The 20,679-nt window shown below is 43.8% G+C and carries 17 protein-coding genes; 3 read left to right on the top strand and 14 right to left on the bottom strand.

Annotated elements, in window-relative coordinates; genetic code table 11:
* Positions 1-967: 967 nt before the first annotated feature.
* The 13 genes from HOP08_03595 to HOP08_03535 form a co-directional block, all read right to left on the bottom strand.
* Complete coding sequence (locus HOP08_03595; GenBank protein NOT73987.1) at positions 968-1,468, bottom strand: metallophosphoesterase family protein; 501 nt, start codon at positions 1,466-1,468, stop codon at positions 968-970.
* Positions 1,469-1,580: 112 nt separating this feature from the next.
* Positions 1,581-3,416, bottom strand: a complete 1,836-nt coding sequence (locus HOP08_03590) for an ankyrin repeat domain-containing protein (protein NOT73986.1) — start codon at positions 3,414-3,416, stop codon at positions 1,581-1,583.
* Between the two features lie 179 nt (positions 3,417-3,595).
* The gene (locus HOP08_03585; protein ID NOT73985.1) at positions 3,596-4,054 is read right to left on the bottom strand and encodes a hypothetical protein; all 459 of its coding nucleotides are present in this window, start codon (positions 4,052-4,054) and stop codon (positions 3,596-3,598) included.
* 102 nt (positions 4,055-4,156) lie between these two features.
* A complete protein-coding gene (locus HOP08_03580) occupies positions 4,157-5,575 on the bottom strand; it encodes a hypothetical protein (protein NOT73984.1) in 1,419 nt (472 codons plus the stop codon).
* Between the two features lie 5 nt (positions 5,576-5,580).
* Entirely contained in the window at positions 5,581-6,711 is a 1,131-nt protein-coding gene (locus tag HOP08_03575; protein ID NOT73983.1) for a BamA/TamA family outer membrane protein, read from the bottom strand.
* 78 nt (positions 6,712-6,789) lie between these two features.
* Positions 6,790-7,359, bottom strand: a complete 570-nt coding sequence (locus HOP08_03570; GenBank protein NOT73982.1) for a universal stress protein — start codon at positions 7,357-7,359, stop codon at positions 6,790-6,792.
* 39 nt (positions 7,360-7,398) lie between these two features.
* A complete protein-coding gene (locus tag HOP08_03565; protein ID NOT73981.1) occupies positions 7,399-8,019 on the bottom strand; it encodes an RNA polymerase sigma factor in 621 nt (206 codons plus the stop codon).
* A 135-nt stretch (positions 8,020-8,154) separates the two neighbouring features.
* Complete coding sequence (locus HOP08_03560) at positions 8,155-8,811, bottom strand: response regulator transcription factor (GenBank protein NOT73980.1); 657 nt, start codon at positions 8,809-8,811, stop codon at positions 8,155-8,157.
* Positions 8,812-8,817: 6 nt separating this feature from the next.
* Entirely contained in the window at positions 8,818-11,955 is a 3,138-nt protein-coding gene (locus HOP08_03555) for an efflux RND transporter permease subunit (GenBank protein ID NOT73979.1), read from the bottom strand.
* Position 11,956: 1 nt separating this feature from the next.
* On the bottom strand, positions 11,957-12,259 hold the full coding sequence (locus HOP08_03550; GenBank protein ID NOT73978.1) for a DUF190 domain-containing protein: 303 nt from the start codon (positions 12,257-12,259) through the stop codon (positions 11,957-11,959).
* 11 nt (positions 12,260-12,270) lie between these two features.
* On the bottom strand, positions 12,271-13,272 hold the full coding sequence (locus HOP08_03545) for an HlyD family efflux transporter periplasmic adaptor subunit (GenBank protein ID NOT73977.1): 1,002 nt from the start codon (positions 13,270-13,272) through the stop codon (positions 12,271-12,273).
* A gap of 2 nt (positions 13,273-13,274) precedes the next feature.
* A complete protein-coding gene (locus HOP08_03540; protein ID NOT73976.1) occupies positions 13,275-14,564 on the bottom strand; it encodes a TolC family protein in 1,290 nt (429 codons plus the stop codon).
* 241 nt (positions 14,565-14,805) lie between these two features.
* On the bottom strand, positions 14,806-15,312 hold the full coding sequence (locus tag HOP08_03535) for a GNAT family N-acetyltransferase (protein ID NOT73975.1): 507 nt from the start codon (positions 15,310-15,312) through the stop codon (positions 14,806-14,808).
* Between the two features lie 201 nt (positions 15,313-15,513).
* Here HOP08_03535 and HOP08_03530 point away from each other — a divergent pair, with 201 nt between their 5' ends.
* The 3 genes from HOP08_03530 to HOP08_03520 all read left to right on the top strand — a co-directional run bounded on the left by HOP08_03530 (position 15,514) and on the right by HOP08_03520 (position 19,008).
* On the top strand, positions 15,514-16,959 hold the full coding sequence (locus HOP08_03530) for a circularly permuted type 2 ATP-grasp protein (protein ID NOT73974.1): 1,446 nt from the start codon (positions 15,514-15,516) through the stop codon (positions 16,957-16,959).
* A 111-nt stretch (positions 16,960-17,070) separates the two neighbouring features.
* Positions 17,071-18,006 carry an alpha-E domain-containing protein gene (locus tag HOP08_03525; GenBank protein NOT73973.1) on the top strand — a complete coding sequence of 312 codons (936 nt, stop codon included), beginning with the start codon at positions 17,071-17,073 and terminating at the stop codon, positions 18,004-18,006.
* A 51-nt stretch (positions 18,007-18,057) separates the two neighbouring features.
* Positions 18,058-19,008 carry a transglutaminase family protein gene (locus HOP08_03520; GenBank protein NOT73972.1) on the top strand — a complete coding sequence of 317 codons (951 nt, stop codon included), beginning with the start codon at positions 18,058-18,060 and terminating at the stop codon, positions 19,006-19,008.
* A 63-nt stretch (positions 19,009-19,071) separates the two neighbouring features.
* On the opposite strand, the gene HOP08_03515 is transcribed toward HOP08_03520, so the two are convergent.
* Positions 19,072-20,370, bottom strand: a complete 1,299-nt coding sequence (locus HOP08_03515; protein ID NOT73971.1) for a DEAD/DEAH box helicase — start codon at positions 20,368-20,370, stop codon at positions 19,072-19,074.
* Positions 20,371-20,679: the final 309 nt, after the last annotated feature.

The following is a 20,679-nucleotide window of genomic DNA, read 5'->3' as shown; positions in this document are numbered from 1 at the left end:
AATAGCACGGTCGGTGACAAGAAATTCTTTGTAAAGAATGTTGCGTACCTACGGCACGCCGGTGCAAATTCCGGTTATGTTGACTACAAAGATTTGGGCCCCTCTGGGGCTTAACTAACTGCAATGATTGATGTCAAAGGTCATTGCTGCAGGACAATTATTAATAACGGTACAACATGTTGGTAGGTACTGGTCCCAGCGGGACCAAATCTTTGTAGAAATCGTATGATTTTGTTGGGCCAGCGTGCCGTAGGTACGCAACAATATTGGTTCTTGTCTTTGGTTGATGTTTTCACCAACCATCTTGATGATAAAAAAATAAAGGATTACCATAACCTTGGTTTTATACTGTGATCCTTTAATCCCTTTCCGAACCAAAGCGGATACCCATTGAACACACAAATAGGCCAGAATAAGACACTCATTGGGACATCATCCGATACTAAACCGGTATTAGCCTAAGAAATGGGTAGTGAGAACCTAGCCTGAACCTAGGCAGAACCTAGCTTGAACCTAGGCAGAACCTAGGCAGAACCTAGGTAGAACCTAGCTTGAACCTAGGTAGAACCTAGCTCGAACCTAGGTAAAACCTAGAGTCGAGGGTCATTTTGCCGCTTATAGGCCTGAATTAGCGCTTCTGGCCAACCGCAGAATAACCACTCCAGGCTCCGGCGTATAAGATCAAAGCATATACAGAATGACAACAAAAGATACGCTCAACCTGTGCTGAATGTTCCGGATTGAATTATTTTTTTTATGAGACTACAGCCCACGGTTTTAGTATTGCCTTAGGTTGGTGTTGTCACCATATAAACGAAACCATGATCAGCTGAAGTTAATAGTAAGGTCGGTGACAACACCGACCTGAGACAAAGTGTCGGATATCTCACCTCAACCATTTTAATGGGTTCGAATTAATTCTGTCTTAAGTTGGTGTTGTCACCAACCACACTATATTTATTCTCTTTCAACCTTGCCCGCGCAGCCCAAGCTCAATCACTTCCATCCTCGAAACCTTACCAGTCGTAATCTCCATCCTGATCAACGTCTTCATCCTGTGAAACCCATGATTGCCTGCCGCACCCGGATTGATATACAACATATTATAACGATCATCTTTCTTAACACGCAGAATGTGTGAATGCCCGCAAATGAAAATATCCGGTGTCTTTTCTTTAAGAATCTTCTTTACACGTGGATTGTAGTTAGGCGGAGCTCCACCAATGTGAGTCATCCAGATCTTCGTGCCTTCACACTCGAACCAAAGATCTTCCGGAAAACGGATCTGCAGATTTTTGTCATCAATGTTACCATAGACAGCCCGGACTGGCTTAAAGTTCTCCAGTGCATCAATCACAGCAGGATCACCGATATCCCCCGCATGCCAGATCTCATCACACTCTTTAAAATACTCAAAGACTTTGGGGTCGAGGTAGGAGTGAGTATCAGAGAGGAGCCCTATTTTCATTTATATGCGAACGACAATTAAAGTCATCGAAATATAGGCAGGCCACACCTCAATAAAAAAGTCCAATGGTAACGTTACCATTGGACCGGGGGTTAGGGGTAATGACGTTCAGTTATTCTGTATCCTTCTCTTTTCCATTCACATACCGGCACATCTTCTCAACATGCGACTTCATGACATTGGCCATTCCATCATATTGCCCAAAGACACCTTTTGATTCTTTGAAAAGAACAGGTGTGCCATAGTAGGTTCTTGTTCCGCAATAGAACTGTCCAAGGTTTTTGGCTTCAGCATCTGTTTCTTCCGACTTGCCTGGATTAGGTCCCAGCATCATCGTTACAACGGAATTGACTCCATAGTCTTCCTTGTCGATCTTGATCTTTCGTGTGCATACATACACAACGATAACCGCATCTACACCCAGACCTTTTGCAAGATCATAGCCCAGGCTTGAAGACATTTTTCTGTTGGCACTGAATACACCGCCCTGGAAGTTGGCAAGCATCGATTCATCTTCACCTTCATTCGCAATAAAGAATGAGCGATAACCTTTTCCGCTGGGAGAAACCTTTAGCGTTGAAGCATCCGCAACAGCCACCTGGAAGATTCCGCCTACAGCACCACGCTTGATGGATGTCTTCTCCTTTTTAGCGCTCTCCTGATCAAAGCCATAATAGAACTCAGCTTTCTCATCTGTGTCCAGGAATTCATCCGGAGTCAGAAGGTCAATTCCATTTTCTTTAAAGGTTCCCTTCAATGCATCAATGCTTTTGCTATAGAAACCGTTCACCTGTGCCTGACCGATCTCATTGGGTGTTCTCCAGACAGAAACGCTGGTGGTGGTCATGGTGGAGGTAGAAGAAGTTTTGGTCTTGCCTTTTCCTGGATCATACAGATAGTAGCTGATGAGTGCCACTCTTTTTGGTTTGGTCTTCAGCAGATCCATATTGGCACTGTAACCGCCACCGCCCGAGTTTCTGCCTTCTCTTGGAAAGTCATAGCGTGTCTTTACTTTATCAACGGTAGAAGTTTCCTTGGTGAACTCAGTGTCTTCCAGTGTCATTCCAAGCTTCTTTACATTGGCTCCATGATTGACGAGCGCCATCACCACGTCTTCCTTAGGAGTTGGCTGTAGTATGGCATCTTTTAGTGGTGTTCTTCCATTGTTGTCTACGAACTCGATGTCTGCACCTTTATTTATGAGGAGCGTGAGGATATCATCCATGTCTCCGTATTTGGAAACATCCAGATTTTTATACCAGTCAGGAATTCCCATGCCTGCTTTCTCGAAGTAAGGAATGTTGGTTTGGATGTTAGCAGCACGTTGTGAGTTCGGGATCCACGTTGACTCCAGTTCGTGAACGATGTTTCCGCCGGTAAGATTGTTTTTGAAATCTGTCTTTGCTCCTGCATTCAGCAGCAGCTCAATACATTCACGGCAATTGGTGTTGCCTACCGCCCATTGCAATGCAGAATAGCTGGTAGTATTTCCTGCAGGCATTTTAGCGATCATGTCTTCATAGGCTTTCACCATTCCTTTGTTCGCTTTCTTTCCTTTTGCCTTTTCATCTTCCAGTAATTTCCGGATGGCAGCGGAGGCATCTACTTTAACCACTAATGGTTTGTTGGGATCAGCACCGGCTTTCAGTGCCATCTTCATAACATCAACTGAATAATAGCGTGATGCACTCACCAGCACAGGAGCACTGCCTCCATTGGGATCTGCTCCCTTGGAAAGAAGATACTCGGCGATCTCGGGTGAGAAGTAGGCAACTCCCAGCGGAGTATTGCCATTGGGATCAACATACTTTACGTTGGCTCCACTTTCTACAAGTGATTTTACTTTAGCGAAATCTCCTTTGAGACTTGCTGTGATCAACTCGTCATTCTGTGCTTGCAACTGCCAGGAGCTTATGGCACAAAGCAGAATTAAAACAAATTTCTTCATGGGAGTAAGGGTGTTTGATGATGATCAAATGTACCCGCCTCTCCAAAGGCAGAACATACCCTTGAAATTGTATAATTCTCATACCCTGCAGAGGGTACGAGCTCATACCGTAAGTGAGCAACTCAGAGTCAGAAAGACTATAAAATGACTAAAAAATGAGTTATTACCGGTGGAGAATTCTAATCCGTGCTGATCTCGTCAGAGGTAATGGAGATCATGTATCCACTATCATTGAAGACCAGCTCAAGCGACTCTTCAGCCGTGCCGATGTGTGTGCCATAGACTATTCTTCCGTCGACCGACTTTATTTTTACGGCATCTTCAATCGCATACGATGCATAGTTCTCTCTTAGTTGCTTTCTCGCAAGTGTTGGAAGCATGTCTTTGCTGATCTTGAGGATCTCAGCGACGGACCTTCCCTGAAGATCATAAACTGCTACAATGTAATGTCTTCCTGAACGAAACCTCACCTGATATCCATCCGTGTCTTTAGTCCAGTTTGTTTGCTTTGCTTTAGGATACTGAAGGTTAAAATTTACTCTTGCTTCTTCGGGAACATGAGAAGAATTGAAGAGTTGCGCGTTTACTGAGAATGTTATGAGGATGCTCAAAATCGTTGTACACAGTGCGGTTTTCATATGCTTTCTCCTTTATGTTTAGAGATTACATAACGGAAATAGTCACTGTAACGTGCCGATAAGATGCGGCACCTCAGCCTTTAGTAGATCAAAAGGAAGATTTCAGAGACTATTCGGCAGCCGGATGATGAAAGTAGTGCCTTTCCCCATTTCACTCTTTACCTCAATAGAGCCCTTGAGAAAGTCTACCAGGTCTTTTACAATGGATAAGCCAAGGCCAGAAGAGCTTTCACCGTCGGTGGGTCGTGCGCTGAGCTTTTGAAACTTCTGGAACAATTTATCCCTGTCTTCCAACCTGATGCCGGGACCCTGATCGCTGATGTCGATTCGCAGTCTGGCATCTTCATCCATCAACGAAACCAGCACTTCCTTTCCTTTCGGTGAAAACTTGATTGCGTTGGAGATAAGATTATCCAGAATTCTGACAGCAATGTCATGATCCGTGATGATGATGTCTTTTGCTACTTTATTGACGAACGTCAGATGGATATTTTTTCTTGAGGCCCAGGAGCGGAAATGATCTTCAAGCTGCCCGATGATTTTACTGACCGGCACCTCCTGAATAATAACCGTTGTCGTTCCATGTTCAATGCGGCTCAGGTCAAGAAGATCGGAGATCAGTCGCAACATATCCTGGCAGGTTGCCTCCATCAGCTGAATGTATTCGAGATGTTTTCCGGATAAAGATGTCTTTTCCAGCTTCATCAATTCAAGAAGTCCGGAAATTCCGGCGAGCGGCGCCTTGAGATCATGCGTTGTGATGCCAAGGAAATGATTCTTTTCATCGTTTAATCTGAGAAGATCCTTATTAGCCTCTTCCAATCGTCGTGTGCGATCCTTGACTTTGAATTCCAATTGCTGATTGAACTGCTGTAGTTCCACCAGCAAACGTTTATTGTCATTCTCTTTGTTGGCAATGGTGATCAGAGCCGCAAAGGAGATGATGCCAATCAATGTGAAGCTTGAAAACCGTATGACATCATTCAGAAAATACTGACTCTCCAATGCTTCGCTTCGTTCTTTCAGAAGTTCCTGTTCGTGCTGAATGAAGTTGGTGGTCCAGAAATGAATGCTGTCCATTTTTGCTTTGGCGATCTTCATTCCATTAAAATGAGAAGCGCTGTCCTGTCCGTATGTCTTTAAGATGATAAGGCTCTCTTCAAGATCTGCCATTTTCTCATCCACTAATGGGATGAGTCTTTTTTGCAGGATCTCAAGCTGTCGCTGATTGTTCTTTACCAGGAGGGTTAGGGTATCCATGTCATAATGGATATCAAGCAATGCTTCTTCATAAGGTTGAAGAAAAGATTTATCGGCCGTGATCAGATATCCACGGTGACCAATTTCAACGTCTTTCAAAAGGGAAAGTAAACGTGTGGAGGCCTGGATTACCTTATAGTTGTGGATCACCAGGGCAATGGCTTCCTTTTTTTGCTGCACATTCAGATAGGTAATGAAGGCACTCACCATTGTAAGAATGATGGAAAGAATAAGCAGGGATCTTACGCCAATAGCTTTCACAATATCTAGAAGGATTCGCCGATGTTAATATAGGTTCCCTGAGACTGTTGACCAAACCCTGCATCCACACGCAGGTTTAGTTTTTCCTTAGGACGCAAAGCATATCTCAATCCGATGCCAAAGGATGGCTTTACATTTTCAATTCGTAATGCATCTGTCAATGAGCTGCCAACACGACCCACGCCTGCGAAAGTTGTAAATCCCCAACGCCCTTTGACAGGAACTCTGTATTCCGCCTGAAAGGCAACCATACTGCGATCCGTAAATCGTCCTTCATAATATCCTCTCATGTATGAACTTGAGCCCATGCTGGCGAGATCACGGATAGGAGTATTTCCAATGGTAGAGATAATATTTAATTGAAAAGCCAGCACACGATCCTTTTTGAATCCAAAGTACGTCCGCATGTCAAGGTTGTGAATGGTAAAATTAAAATCACTTCCGATCTTTTCATTATAATCTCCCAGATAATACTGGGCATAGAATCCTTTTGAAGGACTGAATGCATTGTCGCGACTGTCCCACGTAACCAGTATTCCGGCACCGGAAATTTTACCACCCTTTCTTCCTGTTATATTCTCCAGATCGAAAAGACTCGTGCCGTCGGCATTGTATTCAAAATCATAGACGTTCTGAAATTCATAACTCACGCCCAGGTAAAAATCCGAAAAGACTTTTCTAAGGATTTGCGGATAGAGATCGAACTGACTGATGCTGTAGTTCTCCTGATTCTCCAGCGGTGTTTCATTTCCTAGTCCCCAGAACCTGTCTGGAAAATGACTGAATGATGCTATAAAGTGGAGGATGTATTTTTCGTTGGGTGAATAGATCGTGCCGTCGCTGGCAATGATAAGCTGACGGCGTAATGTATAAAAGGAAACGTTTTTGATGTTCGATGTGCGGGTGGTGGAGTCGTTCCAAAGATTAAAGAAGTAAGTACCGGCGATGCCTGCGCCCCAGGAATATTCCGGTGACTTCACCAGTACAGGAAACAGAACAAGGCGTTTTTGTTTTTTGTGCTCAACAGGAATAATGGGTTCATCAATTTTTGTATCCGCTTTAGGATCGGCTTGCGACCAGGCGGAGAAAGAGCATAATCCGAGACAGCAAATGATAAGAAACCTACCTGTAAACATCACAAACCCAAGGTTGATAGTCGAAAGTTACCCTTTTACATACGTAAGGTAAAATCCCGGCATAGGAGTCTGGTGGAATCACTTTTTCTGAAAGAACCTTCGGAGGTAATTAAATACCGAAAGGTCATTCCCGAGGGTGTTAAAGAAGTTTTCGGGCAACTTGTAAAGTTCGGCCCGGCGTAGCACATCATAGAAATGATCGGTTCCCGGCGGGTGCGATTTTTCAGAGGAAGGTTCTTTGTGCTCCGGCAGAATGATGAGCCCTTTGGATTGTTTTTCAATCTCTGTGATTTCTCTGAAATGAGTTGAAAGAAAGAAAGGATCAATGATAACGATGTCTACAGATTTCTTCCTGAGATGCGAGATCAGTTCATCTTTCAGATTTCCTTTTACGATGTTGGGTTCAAGTGCAGCAACATTTGATTTTATTCCTGAGTGTTGATAATGTTCAAGAAAGTATCCCTGTGCTTCAAGAAGAGAGTGATATATAGAATCAGGTGTGGTGGTGATGCCGGGAGCAACTTCTGTAGTAGTAAACAACTGAAGCCTGGCTTTCATGCGAAGCGCAAGCTCCATGGCCCAGGCATATCCTTCGAAGTAAGGAGTATTGATATTGAAAGGATAAAGCAGTGTCTTCTTGAAAACCATTCCAGCTTTTGAGTGGCATTTTAAATCAAGGTCACGTTATTATGCTGTAAATAATTCGATTTGTTCCAATACCTGCTCGAGGCCGTAGGTGAGGGCAAGTGCGTATAACGAATTGAGCTTTTCCCGTGTCCTCTTCAATCTCATTTTCACTGCGCTGGCAGAAAGATTCATTTGAGACTGGAGGTTTTCAATAGACTCTCCTTCAAGGTATTTTAAATTCAAAAGATTTCTTTCTTTCTCTGGTAATGCCTTGATGAGTGAATACATGATCAACTCCTGTTCGGCTCTTTCGCTTGTCTCTTCTGAAACCGGTGAAGCGTCAGTGCTGTCTTCATCACCTATAAAATTATCTTCAAGTCTGTGGAACTGGAACCGGCCATTCTTTTTAAGAGCCGCAAGACAATGACGGTGTGTGATCGTGTAAAGCCATGTTGAGAAAGATGATTCACCTTTGAAAGAGTGAATGTTGTCGAAAGCTTTCATCAATGCTTCCTGAGCAAGGTCAAAAGCTTCTTCCTGTTTTTTGGTAAATGAAAAGCACTTGTTGAATACTTTTTTGTAGTAACGATTATACAACTCACCAAGAGCTTTGCGGTCATCCTGACGGATTGCATTAACCAATTCTTCGTCGCTGGTAGTGGAAATAATTGTGATTGACATGGCAAAAGGGTTTTAGGTCGACAGGTCAAAAGTAGATCTGAGGACTCCGCTCAACCGAGAGGGAAAAACCTATTTTGTGAAAATCAGTGATTGTCTCAGGTACCTGCGAGAATTGCCTATTACCTGCTGTATTAGTTAAATAATGCCTTTTTCAATGGCGTATTTAACCAATCCCACAGTGTTCTTTACCTGCAGCTTCTCAAGAAGATTTCGACGGTGGGTGTCTACGGTGCGTATGCTGATGAAAAGCTTTTCAGCAATCTCACCATTGGAGAACTCCTGGGCGATGAGTCTCAGCACTTCAATCTCACGATCGGAGAGTGGCGTTGGACCGATTGGCTTCTTTTGTCCTGCGGCACCCTTTTGTTGTGTGATTGCCTGAAGCAATGTGGAAGAAACTTTCTGACTGAAATAGCTGTCCCCTTTTGCTACTGTGTGGATCGCCGTCAATAGCTCTTCACGGCCTGCATTCTTTAAGAGATATCCGCTGGCACCTGCTTCCAGCATTTTGATGATATAATCCGGTTCTTCATGCATGGTAAGTCCCAGCACATGGATCATAGGATAAAGTTCTTTGATCTTGCGTGTTACGGTGATGCCGTCGGTTTCTCCCAGGTCAATGTCCATCAGGATAACTTCAGCAGGAGTGGTAACGAGAATGTTCAATACCTCTTCAGCACTTTCAGCCTCACCGATTACTTTGATGTCTGCCTCGCGCTCCAGAATTCCGCTAAGGCCAACACGAATGATTTTATGATCGTCAGCAATGATAACTGTAATAGGTGATTCCATAGATTCTTAATGGTGATACTCAGGGTTCTTTTTTCTATTTGATTTTTCCATCAGGTAATAAAGCGGAGGAAGTAATACCGGTGCAAACGCCAGCGTACTGGTGAGTCCGCCGATGATCACCGTTGCCAATGGTCGCTGAACATCAGATCCGATACCCGATGAAATTGCCGCAGGGATTAAACCAACAATCGCAACGATCAGAATCGAAACAATAGCCCGAAGCTGTTCAGAAGAGGCAAGAGCAACCATTTGCTTAAGATCCGTGCCTTCAGCTTCTTCCATTCTCTTGATGGCAGAAACGAGAAGCACTCCCGCCATAACGGAAATTCCAAAGATCGATACAAAGCCAACACCTGCTGATACATTAAAATGATAACCGCGGACCAGCAATGCTGCAATACCGCCGCCCAGCGCAAACAATATGCAGGACATTGCAACAAACGTATGCCGGAAGTTCTTAAACAATGAAAAAAGCAAAATGAATACCATGATGATCGTAAGAGGTATCGTTATAGAAAGTTGTTTTCCTGCGCGCTCGAGGTTTTCATACTGCCCGCCATATACAACGCTGTAACCCTTAGGAATAGTAAGTGTCTCGCTAATCTTTTTACCAACCTCTGTGACAAACCCTCCCTGATCACGTCCCCGGATATTGGTGCGGACAGTAGCCATCCGCTTGCCGTTGAGACGATAGATGTTGGTTTGACCTTCAGAGAATTCTACACTTGCCAACAGGCTCATCGGAATGAGGGCTCCCTGGGCGGAAGGAACCTGGAGATTTTTAATTGACTCAATGGTATTTCTGCTTTCCGCGAGGTAGCGAACAACAATATCATATCGCTTTGCGCCGTCATATAAAACAGAGATCGTTTTGCCGCCAATCGCGGATTCAACCAACGCCTGAATGTCATTTACACTGATGCCATAACGTGCTGCATTTTCACGGTTGATAGTGATCGCCAGCTGAGCTTGTCTTCCCTCTTGTTCAATGTTTACGGCAACGGCTCCTTGCATTCCCTGAACAATGCTTGAGATCGTATCAGCTTTACTTCGCATCAATTCAAGGTCATCACCAATAACAGAAATGGCAAGATCGGCGGCACTTCCCGTTACGATCTCCATCACCTGATCTATGATCGGCTGACCTGTTGAAAAGAATGCTCCCGGAAATTGCTCTTGCAAATCATTCTGAATGCGTGATACAAGTTCCTTCTTCTGAATGGTGTCATTCCACAGATTATAATCCCGTAACCCAACGAGTATTTCTGTACGGTTGGTTGGAAACGGATCCGTACCGTCATCATTACGTCCCGTTTGGGTAATGACGTAATCAATCGGTGGATACCTGGCGATGATCTTGCGAATGCCGGGAGCGATCTTTGCATTCTCCTGTATGCTGACGCCTGCCGGCAGGAAGCATCGAAGGAAGATAGATCCTTCGTCAAGTTCAGGAAGGAATTCTGTTCCAAGGCTGGTGCCTGTTGCAATCAATCCAAAGACGATGGAAAAGCCCACGATGGTGATCATCTTTGGAACCTCCAGTATCTTTACAATGGTGTTCTTGTATTTCTTTTCCAGAAAATCCAGGACTGGATTCTTATGCTGTGGAATGGGCTTGTCGAGATTCTCCAATCCTTTTTTATAAGCAAACGAGATAAGTACTGGTATGAGCGTGAGTGCACAGATCATGGATCCGATCACGGCAAATGCAAGTGTCAATGCCATCGGGGAGAAGAGCTTTCCTTCCACACGTGTCATCAACAGGATTGGCATGTAAGCAAGAATGATGATGGTTACAGAGAAGAATATTTCGCGGCCTACTTCCTGAGCTGACAGCAATGTGATCTTAAGAATACCCTGCTCTTTATCACCGGGAGTAGCACTTCTGTACTTTCGTATCAGGTGCTCTGCCATGATGCAGGCACCATCCACAATAATTCCAAAGTCAATTGCACCTAATGAAAGTAAGTTTGCGGGAATTCCCGTAAGGCGCATAAGAATAAAAGCAAAGAGCAAAGCAAAAGGTATTGTCAGCGCAACCACCAACGCAGAGCGCACACTTCCTAAAAAGAAGATAAGGATGATCACAACGATCGACACTCCTTCGAAAAGGGTCTTACCCACCGTCTCCAGAGAGTGATTGATCAAAAAACTCCGATCATAAAGCGTTCTGATCTTTACACCTTCCGGTAATTCATCACGTTCAAGGGCGGCGATCTGTTCTTTTACTTTTTTAAGAACCTCGCTCGGATTTTCTCCTCTTCTTAGAAGAATGATTCCTTCCGTTCCGCTATTGCTTTCGATCTGTTCGCTCTTGAAGGTATATCCAAGAATTCCGGATGGCGGCGGTGGAGCGATTTCAATCGATGCTACGTCACGGATGAAGACAGGAACTCCGTTATAGGAACTAAGTGCGATGGTTTCAATGTCCTGAATAGATTTTAATGCACCAAGTCCACGGACTGCAAATCCCTGGCCGCCGCGCTCCATTACATTGCCACCAGTGTTCAGATTGTTTTTCTCAACAGAGGAAATGACATCATTGACAGTAAGATTGTATCTCCTTAATTTTTCAGGAGAGATGAGGATCTGAAATTGTTTTAACGGACCACCGAACGTCGTGATATCAGCAATGCCTGGAACCTGAAGAAGAAATGGTCGGATGACCCAATCCTGTAAGTCACGAAGTTGGGTAGGACTGAATGTAGCGGGCGCTTCAACAACATAGCGGAGAATTTCACCCACAGCAGTGGTGAGAGGTGCGAGCTCCGGACTTACCCCATCGGGCAACTCTGCACTTGCCAGTCGCTCGTTTACCTGCTGACGTGCGAAGTAATCATTAACGCCATCTTCAAAAGTTAATTGAACCACGGAAAGACCAAAGATGGTTCTGCTTCTTCGGTCTAATACTTTGGGAACATTATTAAGTGCCCGCTCGATAGGGATCGTAACCTGTTGCTCTACTTCCTCGGCGGCCCGTCCATTATATTTCGCAATGACGATTACATTCGTATCTGCGATATCGGGATAGGCTTCAATCTTTAATTGTGTAAAGCACCAGTATCCAATCCCCGATGTGACGATTGCCAAAGCAATGACAATCCATCGGTTGGTAAGGGAAAATATCAGGAGGCCGCGTATCATCTTATTTCCAGATCTCTACGTGGGTAAGAACAATAAATCCACTCTTAACTTTTTTTCTGTAGGCAGTAAGCACTTTCCTGACTTTGTCATCTTCATCGATGAACGTTACCACCATTGGAGGTTCATCAAAGGAGAAAAGTCTTCCAGGGCGATTGATCTTTTGATTCTCGCCAAATCCAAGCTCACCACGAAAAGCAGTAGCGCCAATGATGTCATTCTCTGCCAGGAACTCCATAATGTAATCGGTCATGGGCTTGTCGTCCTTGAACTTGTCTCTGTCGAAAAAAATCTGAGCCTGTATCATACGCTTATGGTTTAATATCCGAATGCAAGACCTTTTAATTGCATGGTGCCTTTTACAACTACTTCTTCGTGCTCAGCGATACCATCAAATACGATCATGCGGAGTCCAGCCTGCTGACCTGTTGTCACCTTTCTTCTTTCGAATGTCCGTGATGAAGTTTTAACAAAGACGTAGTTCTTTCCCTGAACCGTTACGATTGCTTCTAATGGAACCGTTAGAAAATTTCCCTCTTTTAATCCGAAACGAGTATTGCCAAACATTCCTGCTTTCAATCGCCGGTCAGGATTGGTAATGCCGATGCGAAGTTTAAGCATGCGGGTAACGTTGTCAACAACATCGCCGATGTCATCGATCTTGCCATTGAATACTTCATTTGGATAGGAAGAGAATGTCACCTTGCAGCTTTCGCCAGGCTTTACCTTACTGATCTGATTGTCGGCGATCTCCGAGATTACCCAAACGGTGTTGGGCTTTGCCTTGCGAAGATCTTCGGTGCTGAAGCCGCTGAGCTTTAAAATGGATTCTTCTTCAATCAGCGAAGATTTTTCATTGATAAGATTGGTCTTCTCGAGTGAAAGTGCTGTTTGTGCTTCAAGGACATCACGACCGGTAGCGGCACCATGTTTCTGAAGATCCAGGACACGCTCCAGTTCGATGGACCGTTGCTTGATCATTACCTCTTCAATCTGCTTTATGTTTGCAAGATGTTGTAACAGCTGAGTGTAGTCGGTAGTGAGTTCGGGATTGTCAAAAAGGATAAGGTTAAGCGATGGGTTTTCTGAAGATGTCATGACGGTAGCAACAACTCTCGCCGGAACTGAAAAATCAGTCTGAAGGTCAGAGGTCGTAATTCCTTGCGAGGTGAAATAGGAGGCAATGGTATCATCTGAAAAAGTGATGACATCGTCGACTACCTTAGGTTTGGTAAAGTTAAGATGACGTTCCTGATGATTTTCCTTGCTACAGGAAAGCAACACCGATACGAATAAGATCAGAAGAACGGTCTGGCGCATGATCATAATTGATTAATAAGTCCGGTTACGTACAACAGCTGGATATAACTCTGGAAGTAGGAGAGACGGGCGTTCAGAAATAATTGCCGGGTATCAAACCAGCTTCTTTGAGCGTCGAGAAAGTCAATGATGGTAGTTCCTCCCTTCAGATAAGAATAACGCACATTATCAAGCACCTGATCAGACTGTGTCATCATGGTCTCATATTTTTTGAGATTCTCTTTCTCAATCTGGTACGACTGATACGCTGCCTGAACTTCTGTGCTAAGGCGAAGCTGTGCACTGCGAATTCCTTCCTGTGCCTGCAGCTGCATGAATTTGGATTTCTGGATCTCACCCTGGTTCCTGTCGAACAGCGGAACTTTTATCGTTCCAAAGAAGCCAACATAAGGGACAGTGTTCTGTGGATTCCAGATTACACCAAGCTCAGGTTGCGGCATGACCAGCGACTTCTGATATTTGATATTGGTCTCAGCAATGTTGGCCGCGAGGATGGCTTGCTGAACATCACTGCGTTCTCTCATGGCCTGGTTCAACAGTGTATCGACTGTTCCGGTGATGAGGGTTGTCTCAATGTTGGCATCAACGTCGACGTCCACACTGTCTTTTACACCCATTAAGAATTTAAGACGCTGGATTTCATTCTTGAATTCTTTCTGTGCATTCAGGATCTGAAGCGTGTACTGATCCTGTAATAACTGAGTGCGGATAAGGTCGGTCTGGGTGATCACCTGATTGCGGAGACGAGCCCTGTTGATCTTTACAAGGCTATCAATGTTGGTGAAGGCCTGATCTAAAAGTTCGAGACGCGATTTTATTACCCAGGCATTGAGCCATTGATTGGCGACGTCGGATGAAAAATTTCTAAGCGTTTCGGAATAACCCTTTTCATAAAGCGAAACGTTTTGCGTAGCAATGTCAATTCTGTTTCTTCTTTGAGATGGAAGAACAAATGGTTTTGTCACCTGCCACCACACCTGGCGATTGGTAGCACTTCCTGCATCTGTTCCAGGGGCATAGTATTTACTGTTTGCTAATAATAAGGTTTGATTATTAATAGCAGGATTTGTAAAGAGCTTTGCTGTGGTAAGACTGCCTTGAGCAATGTTAATATTATAGCCTTCACCTTTTAATAATGGGCTGTTGGTTCTGGCAGTGATCACTGCTGTTTGTAATGTGTAGGAGGACTGTGCATAGAGTCCGGCTGAACTCGCCGTCAGGAGCACTATAGCGCCAGCTAGAAATTTCTTTACATGCCATGGAAATAATGACATTTCAGAGTGGGAATTCATAGGGTTGAGGACAATGACGACGAAAGATAGGGTAAATATGTGCATTTGGATGCGAAATAGACCCTTTATGCAAATAATAAATAGTGAAGGATTTTGTGTGACCTGGAGGTAATCTTCTGTCTAAACTGCAGCTGTAACAAGCTATTTGCCTTATAAGCCAGCAGGGCTTAGGGTGTTTAGGTAGGTTGAAACCGATCCAGGGGTGGGTCGGTTTTTTTATGCCCGCTATTTCAATATTTGTTTAATCATTGATCTTTAAATCATAACGTTGTTCCACCACATCCTTTCCAAAATTATCAAATGAAGCTTTCTCTTCTGTCAGCGTGAAGCCGCTTGATTTATAGAGATAAGCTGAGGCCTTTAATTCGCCGGTGGTTAAGAGATACGAGGATCTGTAGTTACATTCTTTGAGGAATTTCATGAACAGCTCCATCAGCTTTTTTCCAAGTCCGATTCCGCGATAAGCGGGCTCAATAATAAAGTAACGAAGCTGCGCTGCTTCGCCACGATTCATAAGGATCAGGCACCCGATCATTGTTTTCTCATGCTTGCAGATCCATACACGATTGTTGTGGGGTTGATAGTTATTATAGAATTCCAGGAGGCTGGAGGCGACATATGATTCAAAGCCGGGTCCATAACCATATTCCTTACCATAGATTTTTCCATGGAGGTGGATGATATAGCCAAGGTCTCCTGGCTCAAGGGTGTTGCTGATATGAATTTCGTCGAGGGAAACTGGCTTCATGATCCTGATTCTGATTTAAGGTTACTGGTCAATTCACATTTTAGAGCTAAATCATCAATTCATAATTTTGGGAATTTTATTGGGAGTTTTCGAATAATAAGCAACGAATCTTTGGTAAACAGCACTCGTTTGCATAAAATATTTCCCTGAGAAAATCGCAAATGTCTCTTCAGGATAGTACTTTACTGCATATTACTATTCATGGAAGCAGCCGACCTCTTTAAAAAGTACCCTCACAACCCTCTGGTGTGGGATGAGATGCATGCTCCGGACCGTGTAAGGCCTCAGTATCAGAAAGTTTTTGATTTTCTGCTGGACATTTCCGCAGAAGAGCTCAATAAAAAAGAAGAACTGGCGAAGCGACTATTCATGAGCCAGGGTATCACATTTACCGTCTACTCAAGCGGTGAAGGAATTGAGAAGATATTTCCTTTTGATATCATTCCAAGGATTATCATGGCATCGGAGTGGCAGCTCATTGAAAAGGGTATCACGCAACGGCTTCGTGCTTTGAATCTGTTCCTGAAAGATGTGTACCACCAGCAGTTTATATTAAAAGATGGCATTGTTCCCATCGACCTGGTGTATTCCTGTCCGCATTTTTTGCGCGAGATGCAGGGAGTTAATGTTCCCTATGATATCTATGTGCAGATCGCTGGCATTGATCTCATTCGTGATGGTGATGGAACCTTTTATGTTCTTGAAGACAATCTCAGAACTCCCTCCGGTGTTTCATACATGATTGAGAACCGTGAGATCACCAAACGAATATTTCCGGATCTCATTCCTCAGAATCGAGTACTTCCTGTCACCGACTATCCTAATATCCTTTATAAGAATCTGGTTTCATTTTCTCCCCGAAAAACAACTGCACCCAATGTAGTGTTGCTCACGCCCGGGATTTTCAACTCTGCATATTTTGAACACACCACTCTTGCGCGCCTGATGGGTATCGAATTGGTGGAGGGCCGCGATCTTGTGGTGGAAAATCACAGAGTTTACATGAAGACCACCAGCGGACTTCAGCAGGTAGATGTTATTTACAGAAGAGTGGATGATGAGTTTCTCGATCCGTTAGTATTTAATCCTGAAAGCGCACTTGGAGTATCCGGGCTTTTATCTGCTTATCGCAAAGGGAATGTAGCCATCATCAATGCTATCGGAAACGGTGTAGCGGATGATAAGGCGATCTATGTCTATGTGCCTGACATGATCCGCTATTATCTCAATGAAGAGCCGATTCTTAAAAATGTTCCCACACTTCATCTTTCCAAACCCGATGAACAAAAGCATGTTCTGGAGAATATCAACAAGATGGTGATCAAGAAAACCAACGAATCCGGTGGCTATGGAATGCTGATGGGTCATGTTGCTTCTGAAAAAGAGATAGAAGACTATAAAAAAGAGATATTGAAAGACCCCCGTCAGTTTATTGCTCAGCCCGTCATCAGCTTGTCGTCCGCACCATGTTATATTGATGGAAAGATGCAGCCCCGAAGAATTGATCTGCGTCCATTTGCATTGTGTGGGCCGAATGGAATTGAAATTGTTCCGGGAGGTCTCACGCGTGTTGCTTTGCGCGAAGGTTCACTGGTGGTGAATTCATCTCAGGGCGGGGGCAGTAAAGATACCTGGGTGCTTGCTTAATAAATCAAATAATCAAAAGACTCATTACAAACGAGTATAGAAACCCTTCAATCAAATGATGCCTTCTCTCCGGATTATTAGTTCTTCAATCTTAATTTTTCGTTCTCTAGCATGCTGAGCCGCGTAGCAGATTCTCTCTATTGGATGTCGCGGTACATGGAGCGTGCTGATGGTATTCTTCGTATGCTCAAAGTCAATCATCATTCCTCTCAGGAGGATCGTGAGGAGTTTAGCTGGCATCCTGTATTAAAAATATTCAGTAATCTGGATGATGAAGAGATCTCCAAAATGGAGCACAGCGGCAGAAAAGTACTGCAATACATGGTGGTGGATAAGGATAATCCAAACTCAGTACTGAACATGATCACCAAGGCGCGTGAAAATGCGAGATCCGTTCAGGATAATATCACCAAAGAATTATGGCAGTCTCTGAACGAATTTTATCATGTCATCCGGGATGAGAAGCTGGAACACGCATTGCTGGTGGAGGATCCGATGACAGTGCTGGATTCACTGGTAAGACAGTGTATGTTGTATTATGGAGTTACCGATAATACCATGTTCAGGGGGGAGGGACTTAGTTTTATGAACATTGGAAAATTCCTTGAACGCGCCATTCAGTCAACGGATATTCTGGATGTGAGATTCAGTGATGTATCATATGATCTTGAAAAGTCGACCGATACAACCTACTGGAAATATTTGTTGTTGTCAGTTTCCGGTTATGCCCTGTACCTGAAAAGATACCGTTCGGGTTTCGAAGCCCGAAATGTTGTCGATCAGGTGTTGTTCAATGTGGATTTTCCCAGATCAGTACTGTATTCTTTAAATCAGCTTCACCGCCATTTTGGAAGATTGAAAGATGAGCAAAACATGGAGGGATATGCACGGGTTGATTTTATTATCGGAAGGGTCAGAAGCAAGATCCAGTATTCCAACGTTCAGAGCATTTCAAAAATGGGCCTTCATAATTATCTGCGGGAAATCAACCAGGACTTTTATGAAATTGGAATTGCAATGAATCAATCATACTTTGCCAACAGTTAATTGGCCAGCAGTAACAACTTAATATATACATAGCTAGTAATCAGAGCGATAATGTCAAAGTTCAAGATCAGGCACATTACCAGATATTCGTATGAAGGCTATGTTCGCGATAGCGCAAATCAGATCATGCTATATCCGTTGGAGGATGATTTTCAGGAAATTCTGCAACATGTTATCGTCGTGTCTGCAAATCCTATGATCCATATTCACGTGGATTACTATGGCAATAAGGTAGGAACCTTTACCAATGCCCAGGCGCATAATGAATTAGTGATTGACTCCCAGCTTGTCGTCATTACAAAAAACAGATTCATGCCGGAAGAGACTGAACCTGCCGAAAAGCAATGGAACGATCTTCGGAATCTGGCTCTCAATCTTGAATACATTGACTTTCTCAGGCAGGAACGATTTCATTCATTTGAGGAACTTGGAAAGATCATCTCAGCAGAGCGTTCTAAAAATCTTACACCACTGGAGTCAGCGAAAAATTTCTGCCAGTATGTATTTGATACATTCCTATACAGAAAGGGAATTACCACTGTAGAGACAACGGTAGATGAGATCTGGGAAATAAAATCAGGTGTATGTCAGGATTTTGCTCATATCCTTTTGGTGATGCTTAGGCTGATCTCCATACCCTCACGTTACGTGAGTGGATATATTTGTCCTAACAAAAGCGGAATGAGAGGGGAAGGAGCGACGCATGCCTGGGTGGAAGCTTACATTCCATTCTATGGATGGATAGGACTGGATCCAACCAACAATTGCGTGGTGAATGAAACTCACGTTCGCTTAGCAGTTGGTAAAAATTTCTCTGATTGTTCACCTGTGAAAGGCACATATCGCGGTTCATCAAATCATACGCTGGAGGTGGCGGTTTCCGTTTCTTATGAAGACGGGCTTGTAAGCAACCAGGAAAATGAAATTGTCTATTCGACTCCCACGACGTCTTCGTATAGTAATTCATTCAGGAAGCATCAGGAGATGCAAATGCAGCAATAATAAATGTTGACAAAAAAAAGACCGCCTTGCAGCGGTCTTTTTTTTATATGAATTCAACTACAATCAGTTTCTTTCTCTTCTATCTTTTGACCAGCTGCGGCCGGAGCCAGAACCAGAAGATGATTTACGGAATGAGTTTGAGCGACCACCGCCTCCTCCTGATTTTCTGGAAGCACTTTGACGCTGACCACCGCCTTGTTTTGGTGGAGGTAGGCTTACTGTACTGGTTGAATGATAAGGCTGATCAGTGATTACAGGAATTGTTTTTGCAATCAGCTTATGAATGTCACGGAGATATTCTTTCTCTTCTGAATCACAGAAAGAGAATGCTATGCCACTGGCTCCGGCACGGCCGGTACGACCAATTCTGTGAACATATGTTTCCGGAATATTCGGCAGCTCATAGTTGATAACGTGCGACAATGCATCGATATCAATACCACGCGCAGCGATATCCGTTGCCACAAGAACCCTTGTCTGTTTGGTTTTGAAGTTACTCAAGGCTCTTTGACGAGCGTTCTGTGATTTATTTCCGTGAATCGCCTCAGCGGTAACGCCTGCGCGGTTAAGATCTTTTACAACCTTGTCTGCGCCATGCTTGGTACGCGTGAAGACCAACGCAGTCTCAATGCTTTTGTCTTTTAGAAGATGAAGAAGCAATGATCTCTTGTCAGATTTTTCAACATAGTAAAGCTGTTGCTGAATGGTATTTGCTGTAGAAGAAACCGGAGTTACTTCAACACGAACCGGATTGGTAAGAATTGTATTCGCCAGCTTGGAGATCTCAGGCGGCATAGTTGCTGAGAAAAATAAAGTCTGTCTTTTTACCGGCAGCTTTGCAATGATCTTCTTTACATCATGGATAAAACCCATGTCCAGCATGCGATCTGCTTCATCAAGAACGAAGATCTTGAGATTCTGCAGATGGACAAAGCGCTGATCCATCAGGTCGAGCAAACGGCCTGGTGTGGCAATCAGTATATCCACCCCGTTGCGTAAAGCATCGGTCTGAGGTTTTTGTGACACACCACCAAAGATGACAGCATGTTTCAATTTTAGAAACTTTCCATACGTAGCGAAGCTATCGCCGATCTGAATGGCAAGCTCGCGGGTAGGAGTAAGAATAAGAGTTTTAATTCCGGCAGGACCTTTCACAAACAACTCATCCTGGTGGAGTAGTTGTAGAATCGGTGCAGCAAATGCTAATGTTTTTCCAGTTCCTGTTTGCGCACAACCTAATAGGTCTTTGCGTTCTAACAATACTGGAATGGCTTGTTCTTGAATTGGAGTGGGCTGTGTATAGCCTTCTGCTTTCAGGGCCCTTGTAATAGGCTCAATTAAATTTAATTTTTCGAATGACATGATTAATGTTTAGTACTAGCGAGGCTCGCTAAAAAATTTATACAACGCCTCTTGGGTCAACGCATTGGTCCTGGATGCATCAGGAACCGCTTTTTTACGGGAATTTGGAGGAACGCGGTGCAAAGATACTTAAATTAATCTGATGTAAGGTTGATTTGACCTGCTGAGGGTCTGAACCATCAATGGTTCTCCTTACTCCTAAAGATGGCTATCAATAAAAAGAGAACTCCAGATTATGAAGTTCTCTTTCAAAGATGATAGAAACTAAGACTACTTCCCGTCCTTCTTTGCTCTCTTTTCAGCCCTTTT

It is taken from the genome of Cyclobacteriaceae bacterium (assembly GCA_013141055.1).
GTDB lineage: Bacteria > Bacteroidota > Bacteroidia > Cytophagales > Cyclobacteriaceae > ELB16-189.
This window is presented reverse-complemented; position numbering and strand designations above follow the sequence as displayed.